Raw genomic sequence first — 16,260 nt, 5'->3', positions numbered from 1 at the left:
TGGAAATCTGGAAATCAGAGAAACTCAGTCGGGTGGAGGCTATTCGGCGCCTTGCGGTTTCATTGTTGTCCGTTGCGCGTGCCGGTTGAGGAGCCATCGCGTTCATTTTCCAGCCATCCCTCAAGCTTGCGGCGCTCCTCGTCGCTGAGTACAGGCGCATCCCCCGCAGCCGAACGACGTGACCGACGCACCACCACCGCCACGACCGCCAGGCCAACCACCACCACAATCAAGGGCGTAAACCATAGCAAAAACGTGCGCTGGTCAAGTTCCGGCCGGTAGCGGACGAACTCACCGAAACGTGACGTCATGGCCTGCATGATTTCATCGCTGCTCTGCCCTTGCTGGATCAGCCGATGGACCTCTGCCCGCATGTCGCTGGCAATCGGCGCGTTGGAGTCGGCGATGCTTTGATTCTGACATTTGGGACAGCGCAGCTCGCTGGTCAGCGTGTTGAAACGCTCCCGCTCCGCTTGGCTGTCCAGAGGATAGGTGTCGCTAGCCGCCTGGACTGCACCACCACCCATGCACAGCAGGAGTATCAGCACCCAGTTTCGCACTCAGCTTTCCTCCCGATACTGCTTGATCCGAGGCTCTAGCTCCTCGGTCCAGACTTTGCGATCCACTACGCCGACGTGGCGATAACGTACGATGCCTTGGGCATCGATAATGTAGGTTTCCGGCGCGCCGTAGACGCCCAAGTCGAACCCGAGCTTACCCTGGGGATCGAACAGGCTGAGCTCATAAGGGTTACCGAGGTTCTGCAGCCACTCCAGCGCAGCATTGCGATTGTCTTTGTAGTTCAGGCCATAGATGGGCATGCCTTCCTCGGTTGCCAGTCTCACCAGCTCGGAATGCTCCACTCGGCAGGACGGACACCAGGTACCCCAGACATTGAGCAAAACAACTTTTTCTTCGAATACGTCAGTGCGGTAAGTTCTGTTCGGATCTTCCAGGGATGCCAACTCGAAGGAGGGCACGGGCTTGCCGATCAGCGCTGACTCCAATGTCGAAGTGTCTTTGCCGATGCCTGCGAATAACACGATGCCAAGGGCAATAGCCAGGATAAGCGGGATGAACAACAGCGAACGCTTCATCAGGCTTTTCCTGCTGCTTCGCTGGACGCTGCAGAGGTACCAGGCTGCCTGAGGCCGGTATCCGCTTGCGTTTTATCCGGCGCATCGCGCTTGATCTTGATACGGTAACGGCGATCGGCAATCGCCAGCACCCCGCCTGCCGCCATAAACAGCGTTCCCAGCCAGACCCAGCGAACCAGCGGTTTGAACTGAATGCGCACGGCCCAGGCGTCGCCACCTACCGGTTCACCCAAGGCTACGAACAGGTCACGGAACAGGCCGGCGTCAATGCCGGCTTCGGTCATGACATTGCGCTGCACCCGGTACATCCGCTTTTCCGGATACAGTGTGGCGATCACCTCGCCACCGCGGCTGATCTCGAAACGGCCCTGCTCCGCACTGTAGTTCGGACCTTCCCTGTGCCGCAGCTCGGCAAATGCGAATGTCAGATCGCCCAGTTGCACAGCCTCGCCAGGCGCCATGCGCACATCACGCTCAACGCCATAGTTGCTGACCACTGTCGAACCGGCAATGACGATGGCCAAGCCCAGGTGCCCCAAGACCATGCCATAGTAACTGCGTGTCAGCCGTCTTAGGCCATACCACCGTCCCTGGCGTGACGAGGAGCGCGACCAGAGATCGCGGAAGGTTGCCACGGTCACCCAGGCTGCGGCAAAACACCCGACAAATGCCCAAGGCTCCAGACCACCGAGCCACAGCGGCACGGCGAGCGCGAGCACCAGACTCACAGCGGCTGGCCACAGCAACTGCCGGCCCAGCCAGCCGCCGTCGGTGCGTTTCCAGCGAGAGAAAATACCGGCGCCCAGCATCAGCGCCACCGCGATGGCCACCGGGCTAAACGTCAAATTAAAGAAAGGTTCGCCTACGGACAGCGTGCCCGCGCCCAGGTAATCCAATACCAGTGGATAAAGCGTGCCTACCAGCACCAACAATAGCGCCGCCATCAACAACACGTTGTTCAGTAACAGGAAGATTTCCCGGGACAATGAGCCATACCGCACCCGGGTATGCACCACCGGCGCCCGGAAGGCGTACAGCGCCAGCGATCCAATCACCGTGATAGCCAACAAGCCCAGTAGAAAAGTACCGCGAGTGGGATCGGACGCAAAAGCATGCACGGAAGTCAGCACACCGGAGCGCACCAGGAAAGCGCCGAGCAGACTCAGGGCAAACGTGATGATTGCCAGCAGCAGCGTCCAGCTCTTGAACACCCCACGCTTCTCGGTCACAGCCAGCGAATGCATCAGCGCTGTGCCAGCCAGCCAGGGCATCAGGGACGCGTTCTCGACGGGGTCCCAGAACCACCAGCCGCCCCAGCCCAGCTCGTAATAGGCCCACCAGCTACCCAGGGCGATCCCCAGCGACAAGAAGCACCAGGCGACGGTGGTCCAGGGCCGGGTCCAACGAGCCCAGGCAGCGTCCATACGGCCATTGATCAGCGCCGCGATGGCAAACGCAAACGCAACCGAGAAGCCCACGTAGCCCATGTAGAGCATCGGCGGATGTACCACCAAACCAAAATCCTGCAGTAGCGGATTGAGATCGGCGCCATCAGCCGGAACATTGGGCAACAGGCGCTCGAAGGGGTTGGACGTCAACAGGATAAACAGCAGAAAAGCGACGCTGACAATGCCCATCACCGCGACCACCTGCGCCACCAGATCGGTCGGGAGACGCTTGCTGAAGATGGCAACCGCCAGGGTCCAGCCGGTGAGAATCAGGATCCACAGCAGCAGCGAACCCTCGTGCCCCCCCCAAACGGCGCTGAACTTGTAATACCAGGGCAGCATACTGTTGCTGTTGTTGGCCACATAGGCCACGGAAAAATCATCCGTCACGAACGCCTGGGTCAGTGCGGCGAACGCAATCGCGACAAAGACGAATTGCCCGCTCGCCAGCGGACGTGCAAACGCCTGCAGCGCCGAGCGCCCGGTTAGCGATCCGACCAGGGGCACGACCGCCAGCAAGGTTGCCAGCAAGAGGGCCAGAATAAGCGCAAAATGGCCGAACTCAGGAACCATCGGCGTCTCCCTTCAGTGCATTAGTTGACTTCGTTACTCGTGGCACCTTTGGCACCCGCCTGTTCTATCCCGCCCTTGTTCTTCATGGCCTTGGCCACTTCCGGCGGCATGTAATTCTCGTCGTGCTTGGCCAGGACCTGATCGGCGACGAAGACGCCATCTTCACGCATGTGGCCCATGGCCACCACGCCCTGTCCTTCGGCAAACAGGTCCGGCAGGATACCTTCGTATTCGACCGGAACCGAGGATTCGAAATCGGTGACCTTAAAGCGCACCAGCAAGCTCTCGCCATCACGGGCAACGCTGTTCTCTTGCACCATACCGCCCGCACGGATTCGCACGTCAAGCGGCGCTTCGCCGCCGGCAATCTGACTCGGATCGTAGAATAGATTGATGTTCTGACGGAAGGCATAGGTGACCAAGCCCACGGCCACACTCAAGCCAACCAGCAGAAACAGGACAATGGTGAGTCGCTTCTTACGTACAGGGTGCATCAGGCCGTGCTCTTCGTGGATCTGGAATGGGTTGAGGCTTGCCGCTGCGCCAGGCGCTGCTGCCAGCGCTGACGTGCAATGACTTGACGGCGCTGGCTCAACGACCAAATCACCAGCCCGATCATGGCGGCCAGAAATACGGCATAACAGGTCCACACGTAAGGACCGTGACCATCCATGACCCAGAAAGACTGCAGTGAATCGAAAGCCATTAATGCCTCATCAGTAAGTGCGTCTTCTAAGCAGGCCGGATACTGGCGTGTATCCAGGCCCGCACCAAAGGTTTTTATCCGGACGATAACCGTGTTGTACGTTCTACAAAGCGGTTCAACGAAACCTTATGCGCTGACCCTCTCCTGCACCCAGCGCGCCCGGCGCTCCCGGTGCAGAATTTCGGTCTGCATGCGCAACAACGCCAGCCAGCCGAAGAGTAGATACAGCCCCAGCACCGAGAGTAACAGCGGCACCCACATTTCCATGGGCATGCTGGGCTTTTCAGTCAGCTTGAACGTGGCTGGCTGGTGGAGCGTGTTCCACCACTCCACGGAATACTTAATGATGGGAATGTTAACCACCCCCACCAGGGTCAGTACGGCAACTGCGCGAGCAGCCGATTTTTCATCGGCGATGGCGTTACCCAGGGCAATCACGCCGAAATAGAGAAACAGCAGGATCAGCATGGATGTCAGCCGGGCATCCCAAATCCACCAGGTGCCCCACGTCGGCTTACCCCAAACCGCGCCGGTAAACAGCGCCAGGAAGGTCAGCACCGCGCCGACAGGCGCCACCGCCTTGACGAAGACATCCGCCAACTTCATGCGCCAAACCAGTGTAATCACCCCCGCCGCCGCCATCATTACGTATACGGATTGTGCAAGGAAGGCAGACGGTACGTGAATGAAAATGATCCGATAACTGTTGCCCTGCAGGTAATCCTGCGGCGCAAACGCCAGCCCCCAAACCAGTCCGCCTCCCAATAAAATGACCCCGAAGCCCAGAAGCCAAGGCATCAGCCGGGCAGCGATCCCGTAGAACCATTTGGGTGACCCCAGCTTATGAAAAAACTGCCACATCCGCCTTGTCTCCGGTCAACTGTTCGAAACGCTGATACGCAATGCCGCGGCTGCTGCGAAAGGGGCGCATGTCAGTGCCAGTACCAGCAGGGCGCCCAGCAGGGCCAGATAACTCCCGATCGCCAGGCCCTCATTCGCAGCCATAACCGTACCCGTGCCGAAGATCAGCACGGGAATGTAGAGCGGTATGATCAACAGGGACAGGAGTATACCGGCCGATTTAAGGCCCAACGTCAATGCCGCACCTATTGCGCCGATAAAGCTCAATACCGGCGTTCCGAGCAGCAGCGTTAGACACAAATACTTAATAGAGTTCCCGTCGAGATGCACCATAACGCCCAGCAGCGGCGCCATGATAATCAGCGGGACGCCAGTTACCAACCAGTGAGCGATCACCTTGGTCAGCACCAGCAGGTAAAGCGGCTGAGGCTGGAGTAAAAGCTGCTCCAGCACGCCCTCTTCATAGTCATGCCGAAAAAGATGGTCCAGTGACAGCAAAGTGGACAGCAGCGCCGCAACCCAGAGGATGCCAGCCCCCGCCTCACGCAAAAATGCGACCTCCGGGCTAACACCCAGAGGAAACAGAGCGACGACCATGACGAAGAAGATCAACGGATTGAACAATTCCTGCCGCCGGCGGATGCTCGACAGCAGATCCCGTCTTAGCACAGCCCAGCAGGCGGGCAGCACCGGCAGCACGTCTTGTTGCCGGGTCAGGCGCGGAAGCTTGAGCATGGCCGTCATGGCAACGGCACCACTTCTTGCCGATAAGCCTGGAGATCCAGCGATTGAGCGCCGGGAATGGACAGCGCGTGATGCGTGGTGAGAACAATCGCGCCGCCAGCCGCCCTGCGTGTTGCAAGAAGGGACTCAAGCCCCTCTACGCCATCCCGGTCAATGGCGGTAAAGGCTTCGTCGAGGATCCAGAGAGGTTCATCCGACAAATAGAGCCGGGCCAGCGCCACTCGCCGCTGCTGCCCCGCCGAAAGGTGATGACAGGGAACATGACAGAAGGGGAACAACGCAACCGCATCCAGCGCCTGCTCTAGCTGATCACGGGATACTGCGGCGTTGCGGGCAAGCAGACCACGCAGGTTCTCCAGAGGGGTCAGCAGAGGCTTGATGCCAGGCCGATGCCCGATGTACAGCAGGTTCCTTCGAAAATGTTCGTGCACGCGGTGCATGCGCTCGCCACACCAGAAAATCTCGCCGTCGAACCCCCCATGAAGGCCGGCCAATATCCGCAATAACGTTGTCTTACCTGCGCCATTGGGGCCTTCCACGCGCAGCAGCGAACCCGGCTCCACCGCCAGATCCAAACCGGCGAACAGCAAGCGTTCATCGCGCTCGCAGGCCAAACCGGTAGCTTGTAAGAGTGGAACGGACATCGGGAACCCTGGTTATAATCATCAGTCTGCCGGGCAACCGGATGGCTTGCGCAAACGCGTCTCGCCAGGTGCTGGGCGCCCGGATTATACCGGATTTATAGGACTATTTCTTGTTCGGTGACGACTCACATCGTCGTGGAAAACCGGGAGCTATCCACGCAAGCCCGCACCCGCTGATTACACAAAAACGTCCCGGATAGCGTAACCTTGGAGGAGGCTCAGGGCACGGGGCGTTCCACCCCAATTATCGTGTCCTGTCCCAAAAGATCTCCATGGCGCTTAGTAACGGGCAACTTATGAAAATACCGGTACCCGGACAATCCACGCCGCCTTCCGATCAATCAACCTCCGGCAAGGCGTCTACCGCCAAGCCGGCGGGAGATTCGCAGACAGCGCCCCAGCAAGCGCTCAGTCCGCGTCAGCTTCTGGATCAACTGCAACTACGGCATAATCAGGAGTCCCTCGCACGGGTCACCCAGGTGCTCCAGAAAACGGCAACCGCGCCGGAGCAATTGCTCCTGGAGGTTCGGGGTAAAGCGTTACTGGTCAACAGCGACACCCGTCTGCAGCCCGGCGACCTGGTCAAAATCATGCGGGCAGGAAATGAGTTGCGGCTGCTCGGGCAAATCCAATCTCCCACGACACCGGAGGCTCGAATCGCTCAACAGTTGGCTCAGCACCTACCCTGGCAGCATAAGCTGGATCAGGGGCTGGCACAGCTGGCCAAGCTTCTGCAGAACGGCGCGACGAGCTCGATCCCCCAGCAGCAGCCGCTCAAAGCACCGATGGCCGAATCGGTTCAGGCAGCCGTAAGACAACTGGTACAGCAGCTGCCCAGCAGTACGACGCTCGCTTCTCTTGCCGGTTCGCCAAGCGAGAGCAATCCCGTCGAGTCCCTGCGTACCTGGATTCGCGATAGCGGCTTGTTTGCCGAATCGCGCCTGGCGCAGGCGCCCCAGACAGCCCAGACCGATCTCAAACTGGCCCTGAATCGGGTCATTACCACCCTGCTTACCGCTCAGGGCGAGCAGTCCGAGGCCTTCAATCGCTTAACGCCGCTAACCAGCCAAGACCTGGTGCAATCGCCGCTGCAGTTCCCCCAGCCGCCGTCCAGCCAGGCGCCACCAGCCGCGCAGGAGTCCATGACTACCGGGCAGATGCTGCGGCTCTTGGCCGGCATGCTAAACCGAATTACCGTCAACCAGTTGCACAGTCAGACGCTGACCACGCGCACCACCGTAGACGCGCCGGCGGCCACCCCCACGTGGTTGCTTGAGCTGCCTTGGCTGGATGCACAGAACCAGCCGCGGACGGCACAGATGCGCATCGAGCGTCATGGCGGCGAGGAAGAGCGCGCCGACCGGCCCCGGCAGCGCGTGGCCGAATGGCGGCTGACGCTGGCAATGGACCTGGATGAGGCCGGCACCGTCACCTTCGAGATGGGATTACAGAAACAGCAGGTCTCGGCCCGCATCTGGGCGGAGAAAAGCGCCACGCTACGCCAGGCCAATGCCGAGCTGCCAGCGCTTCGTCAGCGACTAGGGGAGCTGGGACTCGATGTGGTGGAGCTGGAATGTCGGCGCGGGCAGCCCCAAGGATCGAAAACCCAACTGGATCATCGACTGGTGGATGTCAGGGCATGAGAGACAACGAAAATTCAACGGACAACGGGGCGCCAAAATACAACCGGGATGCTGCGGTCGCACTCAAGTACGATGGCAGCCGGGCGCCCACTGTAGCGGCAACGGGCACCGATGAACTAGCACGGGAAATTATTCGAATCGCCCGGGAAAACGGCGTTCCCCTTTATGAGAACGCCGAGTTGGCAGGCATATTGGCGCGATTGGACCTGGATGAAGAAATCCCCGAAACCTTGTATCGGATCATCGCCGAAATCCTGTCATTCGCCTTTCATCTACAAGGCAAAACCCCGGAGAACGCCCGGCGCTCTGACACCCACGCCGAGACGGGTAGCCCCGACGATCAGGCGACCTGACGGCGGCGCAACGCAGAAACCAGCTCCGCTTCCGGGCGGGAAATTCCGCAGGTGTTCATCAGATCGTCGATATCAGCGCCCAGATCCACCAAGCGGGACGCTTCGTCGTAAGAGATCCGCAGCGGATCGTTCTGACGCATTTCATCGACGGCGGTGCGCAACTCATGCAAGCCTCGCTCGCAGGCGATGACTCGTTGGCCGACGCCCATGCTGCCACTGCTGGTCGCGTGCAGCTCACGACCCATGATTTCCAGGCGCTCACGGAAGTTACTCTCCACACGCTGGATGCGGCGCCGACTCAGAATAGCGTGGACGCCGAGAAGAACCAGGGTTCCTGCGGCGAGCGCCCAGGGTGCAATTGAAGGTACGATCATCTGCCAGTCTGCCATGTCAATTCTCCGGCGCTGGCAGAGTCACACCCCAGGCATTCGTTCCGGGGTCAAAGTGCGGCGATGTCCGCCCACTCGTGATCTGCCAGCATCTTGTCGAACTCAACCAGAATGATGAGTTCGCCGTTCTTGTTGCACACCCCTTGGATGAACTTGGCGCTTTCCTCGTTCCCCACATTGGGTGCAGTTTCGATTTCGCTGGATTTCAGGTACACCACCTCGGCCACCGAATCCACCAGAATCCCCATCACCTGCTGGGACGATTCCATGACTACGATCCGAGTGGCATCGGTCACTTCCGCATCCGCCAGTCCGAACCGGCGGCGGGTATCAATCACCGTCACCACGTTGCCACGCAGATTGATGATACCCAGAACGTAATCCGGCGCCCCGGGGACCGGAGCAATCTCGGTATAACGCAGTACTTCCTGGATCTGCATCACATCGATGCCGTAGGTTTCGTCATCGAGCCTGAAGGTAACGTACTGCAATACCTTATCTTCCTGCCCGTGACTCTGTTGTCCGCTTGGGGAAGCCATAATGTCCTCTCTCTGGTACAGGCGCCCCCTTTTTTGGGGCACCGTATTAACACTGTCAAAATTCCAACATGACTGCCCCTTACTATAGAACAGAGCACTAAGCGTGCCAGCCTGGGCAATCAATCGTTTTTAGTACTTTCAGTTCTTTTTTCAGCACTCTATTTTTAATGCTCTTCCCGGTGCGCGCAAAACACTAGCTCAGATCCAGCTGGTGTTCCTTCTCCGCCCGGGATAACAACCAGGTCATGGCGCTGACATCGAGCAGCGCGCACATATGACCGACAACCGTTCCCGCCAGCCAAGGCCGACGGCTGCGCTCCGAGCGCCATTTCACGTCGTCAGGACGGAGGGTAAAGGACTGAGCCACTTCGTCGCAGGCCAACCCCCAGTCGCTTTGGTCGAGCCGGATCACAAACTTGTAGCCATCGCGGGCGCCTTGGGGAACACGGCCAGCCATGACCCATTCAGCCGTATCGACGACGCGCAGGTTGCGCTCGCTGGAGGACAGCATGCCCATAAACCACGGGGGTCGACCGGGAATCTCGTGCAGATCCGTCTCCATGCGATGGATCGCCCCTAGAAGCACCAGAGGCACAGCCAACTGCAAACCGGCCACTTTAAAAATCAGGCACTCGAACGCGTGTTCGGCCCAAGCCGGCAGACCCTCGAGTGCCGTTTCGGGCTGAGGTTCGGCGGCGACCGGCACGACGCGCTCAGTCGCCTGCGGAGCAACCTCAGGCTCTGCCAAGAGCAGCGATTCAGCGACCCGAGGCTGGACCAGGGGCTCATCGGCAACCGCTGTCTTTTGTGCACGTTGCGCGCGTGCGCGCTCCACCCTAGCACGCACGCGCGCCCGGCGCGCATCACGCTCCGCCTGTTTTTCTGCACTGACGATCGACTCGTCCTCAGGCGGCTCGGGCGCTAACGAAACAGATTCTTGAGCGACCTCCGGTTGCGGCGCTTCCACCACCGTTGTCGTTGCCACATGCAACAACTCATCGAGGTAATCGGTGAGCGCTGACGTGGGGTCGGCGTAGGCGGCTTTTTGACTGCGCTTTTCCATCACAACCTCAAGGCGTCAACAAGCTGACGCCAGCCTGAAATCAAAGCATTCACTCGCGACCTCCGGCTTGCCCCAGCAGATCTTCCAGCAATCGGCGGTAGGCACGCACACCATGGGTATCTGCGCTGTACGCGGAGGGCACCTGTCCCGCCTGGCTGGCGTCCCGGAACTTGGTATCCACCGGGATAGCGAAGCGCCAGACGTTCTCTTCGTACAACTTGCGCAACGCATTCAGGCTCTGCATGGAGGCCTGAGTTCGTCGGTCGAACAGCGTTGGCACGATGGTGTAAGGCAGCGGGTTATTACGCGAACGCATAATCATCTGCAACGTGTTTAGCATGCGCTCCAAGCCCTTCATCGCCAGGAATTCGGTCTGCACCGGTACCACCAATCGCTGGGAGGCTGCCAAGGCGTTGACCATCAGCACCCCCAAGGAGGGCGTGTTATCCAGCAATACGTAGTCGAAGTCGTCCCAGAGCTGCGCCAGGGCACGGGAAATAATCAGCCCCATCCCCTCGACGCCCACCATTTTGCGCTCCAGGGTCGCTAGAGCGGTGCTGGCCGGCAGCATGGACATGCCCTTACAGGAGGTCTCCACCAAGAGCTGCGCAGGCAGACCTTCCGGCACCTTGCCCTTGTGCTGGAATAGGTCGAAGACACTATGCTCCAGCCGGTCAGGATCGTAGCCGAACCAAGTTGTGAGGGAACCGTGGGGGTCAAGATCGGCAACCAGGACGCGTTTGCCGGACTGAGCCAGCAAACCGCCAAGCGCAACGACCGAAGTCGTCTTTCCAACACCGCCTTTTTGATTGGCTACCGCCCAAATTCGCACGCAGAAATTCTCCCATTCATAAACATCGCAGCGCCCTGCAGACCTCGATTAGACCCTAGCGGCGCTTGCCATGACATTTATTTTTGTATCGACACTTAACCGGAAAACTTGAGACCGGTTACACGATATTGACGGGATTCACCCGGCACTGAGAGGCAAGGAGTTGCCAACGGGTGAGGCCGAAGGGAGTCATACAGTTATTGTGCCAAGTTTCGATACGGCGGCCGATACGGTGCCAACCATCAAGACCGTGCACCCCATAATACGGCGCCAAACTGTGGTGGGGCACCACCTACCGAACGGCGCCCCGGATGCTAGCGTCCCTGGAGATCAACAGCACCACGCGACGGTTGCGGCTACGGCCTTCGGCAGTATCGTTGCGCGCCACCGGCTGGAACTGCCCGTAGCCAATGGCAGCCATACGCTGGGGATCCACCTCGTTCTGCGCCAGCAAGCGGACAATGGCTGCCGCCCGGGCAGCAGAAAGCTCCCAGTTGGAGGGGTAGGCGCTAGTGCGAATCGGTTGATTGTCGGTGAAGCCCTCGACCCGGATCGCGTTATCATGGCCGACTAGAATGCGGGCGATGGACTCCACGACGGGGAAGGCGTCGTAGTGAGGCTCGGCATTGCCGGATCCGAACAGCAAGCTGTTCTGCAGACTCAGCTCGATCCACTCGCTACTGGTTTCGACGGTAATCAGCCCCTGATTGATGAGGGTTTCAAACTCATCCTGAAACTGATTGGCGATGCTTTGCAGCGCCTGGCTGCGGCCTTGCTCGCCGTCCGCATCGTTGGCGGGAGCCTGAGCGACCGGCGGTGCAACGATCTGGCTATCCGCCGCGTCCGGACGGGACGTGTGTTCACCCACCGTGATCGGCTCGACGGAGCGCTGGGGGGCATTGAATACGCCCGTCAGGGTTTCGGAAAGCACCTTGTACTTGCCCTCGTTGACAGAGGACACGGAATACATCACGACAAAGAAACCGAACAGCAAGGTGATGAAGTCGGCGTAGGAGATCAGCCACCGCTCGCGATTATGCATGTCGTCTTCAGTTCGACGCCGGTTTCGCATGACCACAGCCTTGGCTATTGAATGAAGCCCCGAAGCCGGAGCTCGATGGAACGGGGGTTCTCACCCTCCGCAATGGCGATAATGCCGTCGATCATCATGTCTTCATAACGCGTGCGCTGACGAACGATGCCCCGCAGCTTATTGGCTACCGGAAAGAACAGCAGATTCGCCAACGCTACACCGTAGATGGTGGCGACGAATGCAGTCGCGATACCGGCGCCCAGGGAGCTAGGATCCTCAAGATTGGTCATCACCTGAATCAGTCCCATGACCGCGCCGATGATGCCGATGGTGGGCGCATAGCCCCCCATGGCCTCGAAAACCCGGGCGGCGTCCAGATCGCTTTGCTCACGGGACTCCAGCTCGACCTCGAGAATGCTGCGGATGGTCTCGGTTTCGGCGCCATCCACTAACAGCTGCAGGCCTTTGCGGGCAAAGCGCTCCGGTTCACGTTCGGCCAAGCCTTCAAGGCCCAGTAGTCCCTGCTTCCTGGCGCGAACGCTCCAGTTGATGACCTTGTCGATACCATCTTCCAGGCCGATATAAGGCGGAACAAAGACCCAGCGGGACTGACGCATCGCACGCTTAATGACATTCCAGGAGGTTTGCAGGATCGTGGCTGCCACCGTTCCGCCGATGACGATAATGCCGGCCGGGCCATTGAACAGGGACCCCAGTGTCCCGCCTTCCAACATATTGCCGCCGAGAATGGCGGCAAATGCCAGGATAATACCCAGCAAGCTGAGGACATCCATTAACTGACGCCCTCAACCATCCGCGGTCCGATGTCGTCCAGTGTCAGGATTTCGTCGCTCAGGCCGGCTTTGGCCACCGCCATGGGCATGCCATAGATCACGGACGATTTTTCATCCTGCGACCACACCACGCTTCCGGCCTGTTTCATCATCCGGCAGCCTTCTTTCCCGTCGGCGCCCATACCGGTCAGGATGATGCCCAGGGTCTTGCCCGGAAAGCCGCGCGCTAGCGAACCGAAGGTTACGTCGACACAGGGCTTGTAGGTCAGGCGCTCATCGCCGGGAAGGATTCGGATACGACCGTGTGGCCCCTTGTTTTCGACCATCATCTGCTTGCCGCCCGGGGCCAGCAGTGCCAGACCAGGCTTGAGCATGTCGCCATCTTCGGCCTGGCGGACTTCGATCTGGCATAACTTGTTCAAACGATCGGCAAACGCCGGCGTGAAGCTCGCGGGCATGTGCTGAACCAGCACGATCGGCGACGGAAACCGGGACGGCAGACGGGTAAGCACTCGCTGCAACGCTATGGGTCCACCGGTGGAGGTACCAATCCCCACCACACTGTAGCTCCGCGCCGGCGTACGGCGGGTTTGGCGGGGTGTTTCCGACCCCGTGTCAGCACCTCGCCGCGCCGGTTCCCGTCGCTCGGGTGCGGGCCGGGTTTGCGGCCTCGCCGCCTGCGCAGGAGGCGGCGTCGACGGTGTCTGAGGCGCTGACCGCGCACCTGGCCGGCTGCGGGAAACATCCAGGATACGTTCCCTCAGGATGCGCTGGAGCTGGCTGCTGTCCCGGGCAATTTCTTCAAAGTTCTTGGGCAGGAAGTCAACGGCGCCAGCCTCAAGCGCATCCAACGTAACCCGCGCGCCTTCGTAGGTGAGAGAGGAGAACATCAGCACCGGTGTGGGCCGACGCTTCATGATTTCCCTGACTGCCGAGATGCCATCCATGACCGGCATCTCGTAATCCATGGTAATGACGTCCGGACGTAGTTTGTCCGCCATGTCCACGGCCTCACGGCCATTAGTAGCGGCACCAACGACGCGAATGTTGCCGGAGGCATTCAGGATTTCGGTCAGTCGCTTGCGAAAAAAACCGGAATCATCAACGACCAGAACTGAAACCGTCATGCATTTGCCTCCATCCGTTTACCTCTGGCGATTGAGCCTGGCAAAGCGACTAACCCTGGGTGAAATAACGACCATAGGCGAAAAACCAAGGAACCTTCGATTCCGGCTTTCAGGACGAGCCGGAATCGCCAATAGACTTAATCAGGGGGTCCCTAACCGGCGGCGCCGCAACTAACCATACTGCTGCAGCAGACTCGGAACGTCGATAATCAACGCGATACGGCCGTCACCGGTGATCGTCGCTCCGGCCACGCCCGGCGTGCCGTGAAGCATGCGACCCAGCGGTTTGATGACCACTTCTTCTTGTCCGATCAACTGGTCGACCACGAAGCCGACACGTTTGGTCCCCATGGCCACAATCACCACATGCGCGTTTTCAGGTTCCGGCTCGCCGGCGCCACGCACCAGCCAGTTCTTGATATGGAACAGCGGAAACACCTTGTCACGCACGACAATGCACTCGCGACCGTCGACGATGTTCTTCTTGCTCAGATCCAGGTGGAAGATTTCCACAACATTGACCAGCGGTAGAGCGAAAGACTGGTCGCCGAGCATGATCATCAGCGTTGGCATGATGGCTAGGGTCAGCGGCACCTTGATAATGATGCTCGAGCCCTTTCCTTTCGCGGACTCGACATGCAAGGTCCCGTTGAGCTGGCTGATCTTGGTCTTGACCACATCCATGCCCACGCCTCGCCCGGACACGTCGGAGATCTGGTCCTTAGTGGAAAAGCCGGGCGCAAAAATCAGGTTGTAGCATTCGGTATTGGTCAGGCGGTCCGCAGCATCCTGATCGTAAAGACCCTTTTCCACCGCCTTTTGCCGCAGCTTGTCAGGGTCCATACCGGCGCCGTCGTCCTCGATCATCAGAAGGATATGATCGCCCTCCTGCTGCGCTGACAAAGTCACTTTACCGACGCGCGGCTTGCCCGCCGCCTCTCGCACCTCCGGCGTCTCGATACCGTGATCGACCGAGTTGCGCACCAAGTGAACCAGCGGGTCCGACAGGGCTTCGACCAGGTTCTTGTCCAGGTCGGTTTCTTCCCCGTGCATCACGAGGTTAATTTCTTTTTTCAGGCTTCGCGCCAGATCGCGCACGACCCGCGGGAAACGCCCGAAAACCTTCTTGATCGGCTGCATCCGGGTCTGCATAACGGCGGATTGCAGGTCCGTTGTGACGACGTCCAGATTAGACACCGCCTTCTGCATGTGCTCGTCTTCGCTCGCCGCACCTAAACGCTGTAGCCGGTTACGGACCAGCACCAGCTCGCCCACCATGTTCATGATGTCGTCCAGGCGCTTGGTATCCACACGAACGGTGGTCTCCGCTGCCGGTGCCGAATCGCGCGACGGTACGGCAGGTGCCGCGGCCGGTGCCTTGGCCTCGTCTTTGCCTACCGGTGCCTTGGCAGCCGGTTTTTCGGCTTTCTTCGGTTCAGGCTTAGCCGGCTCAGGTTTGGACGATCCGGGCTTGGATTTGGCGGCTTTGTCCGCTGTGGCTTCAGGCGCCGGTGACTTGCCTTTGCCATGCAATTCATCGAGCAGACTTTCGAACTCGTCGTCAGAGATCAGATCGCTGCCACCACCGGATGCGGCTCCCTCGGTTTTGGGTTTGGCTGCCGGTTCTTCGCCAGCCGCCTCATCCACGGTGCCTTTAAACTGTCCCTTGCCATGCAGCTCGTCCAGCAACGACTCGAATTCGTCGTCACTGATGTCATCGCCGCCGGCGGATTTAGCGCTGGTATCGTCTGCGGCGGCTGCCGGCGCGCCACCGTGCTTGCCCTGACCGTGCAGGTTGTCTAAAAGCTGCTCGAATTCGTCATCGGAAATGTCATCGCCGCTGGCAGAAGATGCGTTCTCCCCGGAGGGCGCCTCGCCCTCGCCTTCCAGCGCATCGAGCAGCCGTTCGAATTCGTCGTCGGTAATATCGCTGTCGCCGTCGCCCTCGGCAGAGGACGTATCCGCAGCTTCAGACTCCGGGGCTGCGACGGCGGCGGGTTGCTCGGCAGGCTCATCGTCGGCCTGTGGTTTCGCCAGGGCGTCGAGGGACGCAATCAGGGCCGGATCGGCCGGGGTCGGCTCCTCCCGGTTGCGAACCTGGTCGAACATGGCGTTGACGTTGTCGAGTACTTCAAGCACAACGTCCATCAATTCCGAGTCGACCCTCCGCTTATGGTTGCGCAGGATGTCGAAAACGTTTTCCGCCGAATGACAACAGTTAACCAGCGCATCGAGCTGGAGAAAGCCCGCCCCACCCTTGACGGTGTGGAAGCCGCGGAAAATGGCATTCAGGAGATCGCTATCGTCCGGATTCTGTTCGAGATCCACCAACTGCTCGGACAACTTTTCGAGAATTTCACCGGCCTCGACCAGAAAATCCTGGAGTATCTCTTCGTCAGCATCAAACGCCATAC

18 protein-coding genes are annotated in these 16,260 nt (G+C 59.6%); 2 read left to right on the top strand and 16 right to left on the bottom strand.

All coding sequences use genetic code 11. The features are described 5' to 3' along the window. Positions 1 to 59: 59 nt before the first annotated feature. From FXO11_RS07275 to ccmA, 8 genes are all read right to left on the bottom strand, one after another. Positions 60 to 560, bottom strand: coding sequence for a cytochrome c-type biogenesis protein (locus FXO11_RS07275; RefSeq protein WP_148862368.1), 501 nt, complete (start codon positions 558 to 560; stop codon positions 60 to 62). Continuing rightward, positions 561 to 1,097, bottom strand: coding sequence for a DsbE family thiol:disulfide interchange protein (locus FXO11_RS07270; protein WP_148862367.1), 537 nt, complete (start codon positions 1,095 to 1,097; stop codon positions 561 to 563). After that, positions 1,097 to 3,118 carry a heme lyase CcmF/NrfE family subunit gene (locus FXO11_RS07265; RefSeq protein WP_148862366.1) on the bottom strand — a complete coding sequence of 674 codons (2,022 nt, stop codon included), beginning with the start codon at positions 3,116 to 3,118 and terminating at the stop codon, positions 1,097 to 1,099. The genes FXO11_RS07270 and FXO11_RS07265 overlap by 1 nt, the downstream gene beginning before the upstream one ends. A 20-nt stretch (positions 3,119 to 3,138) precedes the next feature. After that, complete coding sequence (gene ccmE, locus FXO11_RS07260; RefSeq protein WP_148862365.1) at positions 3,139 to 3,612, bottom strand: cytochrome c maturation protein CcmE; 474 nt, start codon at positions 3,610 to 3,612, stop codon at positions 3,139 to 3,141. Beyond that, positions 3,612 to 3,824, bottom strand: a complete 213-nt coding sequence (ccmD, locus tag FXO11_RS07255) for a heme exporter protein CcmD (RefSeq protein ID WP_148862364.1) — start codon at positions 3,822 to 3,824, stop codon at positions 3,612 to 3,614. Before ccmD ends, ccmE begins: the two co-directional genes overlap by 1 nt. Before the next feature lie 126 nt (positions 3,825 to 3,950). Continuing rightward, positions 3,951 to 4,685 (bottom strand): heme ABC transporter permease, encoded by a 735-nt coding sequence (locus FXO11_RS07250; protein WP_148862363.1) that lies wholly within the window; start codon positions 4,683 to 4,685, stop codon positions 3,951 to 3,953. Between the two features lie 15 nt (positions 4,686 to 4,700). Next, positions 4,701 to 5,429 carry a heme exporter protein CcmB gene (gene ccmB / locus FXO11_RS07245; protein WP_148862362.1) on the bottom strand — a complete coding sequence of 243 codons (729 nt, stop codon included), beginning with the start codon at positions 5,427 to 5,429 and terminating at the stop codon, positions 4,701 to 4,703. Continuing rightward, on the bottom strand, positions 5,426 to 6,073 hold the full coding sequence (ccmA, locus tag FXO11_RS07240) for a cytochrome c biogenesis heme-transporting ATPase CcmA (protein ID WP_148862361.1): 648 nt from the start codon (positions 6,071 to 6,073) through the stop codon (positions 5,426 to 5,428). The genes ccmB and ccmA overlap by 4 nt, the downstream gene beginning before the upstream one ends. A 296-nt stretch (positions 6,074 to 6,369) precedes the next feature. On the opposite strand from ccmA, the gene fliK reads away from it, so the two are divergent. Both fliK and FXO11_RS07230 read left to right on the top strand, forming a co-directional pair. Next, entirely contained in the window at positions 6,370 to 7,716 is a 1,347-nt protein-coding gene (gene fliK, locus FXO11_RS07235) for a flagellar hook-length control protein FliK (protein WP_148864828.1), read from the top strand. Then, positions 7,713 to 8,069 carry an EscU/YscU/HrcU family type III secretion system export apparatus switch protein gene (locus tag FXO11_RS07230; RefSeq protein ID WP_148862360.1) on the top strand — a complete coding sequence of 119 codons (357 nt, stop codon included), beginning with the start codon at positions 7,713 to 7,715 and terminating at the stop codon, positions 8,067 to 8,069. Before fliK ends, FXO11_RS07230 begins: the two co-directional genes overlap by 4 nt. Here FXO11_RS07230 and FXO11_RS07225 read toward each other — a convergent pair. The 8 genes from FXO11_RS07225 to FXO11_RS07190 form a co-directional block, all read right to left on the bottom strand. After that, complete coding sequence (locus FXO11_RS07225) at positions 8,057 to 8,458, bottom strand: DUF2802 domain-containing protein (RefSeq protein ID WP_227546068.1); 402 nt, start codon at positions 8,456 to 8,458, stop codon at positions 8,057 to 8,059. The two genes, FXO11_RS07230 and FXO11_RS07225, sit on opposite strands and share 13 nt — an antisense overlap. A gap of 50 nt (positions 8,459 to 8,508) precedes the next feature. Continuing rightward, entirely contained in the window at positions 8,509 to 8,997 is a 489-nt protein-coding gene (locus FXO11_RS07220; RefSeq protein ID WP_148862359.1) for a chemotaxis protein CheW, read from the bottom strand. Positions 8,998 to 9,190: 193 nt separating this feature from the next. Then, entirely contained in the window at positions 9,191 to 10,060 is an 870-nt protein-coding gene (locus tag FXO11_RS07215; protein WP_148862358.1) for a chemotaxis protein CheW, read from the bottom strand. 49 nt (positions 10,061 to 10,109) lie between these two features. Next, positions 10,110 to 10,892, bottom strand: a complete 783-nt coding sequence (locus FXO11_RS07210) for a ParA family protein (RefSeq protein WP_148862357.1) — start codon at positions 10,890 to 10,892, stop codon at positions 10,110 to 10,112. A gap of 292 nt (positions 10,893 to 11,184) precedes the next feature. After that, entirely contained in the window at positions 11,185 to 11,964 is a 780-nt protein-coding gene (motD, locus tag FXO11_RS07205; protein ID WP_148862356.1) for a flagellar motor protein MotD, read from the bottom strand. A gap of 14 nt (positions 11,965 to 11,978) precedes the next feature. After that, positions 11,979 to 12,719, bottom strand: coding sequence for a flagellar motor protein (locus FXO11_RS07200; RefSeq protein ID WP_148862355.1), 741 nt, complete (start codon positions 12,717 to 12,719; stop codon positions 11,979 to 11,981). Continuing rightward, positions 12,719 to 13,846, bottom strand: a complete 1,128-nt coding sequence (locus FXO11_RS07195; protein ID WP_148862354.1) for a protein-glutamate methylesterase/protein-glutamine glutaminase — start codon at positions 13,844 to 13,846, stop codon at positions 12,719 to 12,721. Before FXO11_RS07195 ends, FXO11_RS07200 begins: the two co-directional genes overlap by 1 nt. A gap of 171 nt (positions 13,847 to 14,017) precedes the next feature. Then, positions 14,018 to 16,258, bottom strand: a complete 2,241-nt coding sequence (locus FXO11_RS07190; RefSeq protein ID WP_148862353.1) for a chemotaxis protein CheA — start codon at positions 16,256 to 16,258, stop codon at positions 14,018 to 14,020. Positions 16,259 to 16,260 lie beyond the last annotated feature (2 nt).

Source organism: Marinobacter fonticola, assembly GCF_008122265.1.
Classification (GTDB): Bacteria; Pseudomonadota; Gammaproteobacteria; order Pseudomonadales; family Oleiphilaceae; genus Marinobacter_A; species Marinobacter_A fonticola.
The sequence above is the reverse complement of the archived record's forward strand: the minus strand, read 5'-3'. Positions and strand labels throughout refer to the sequence as shown.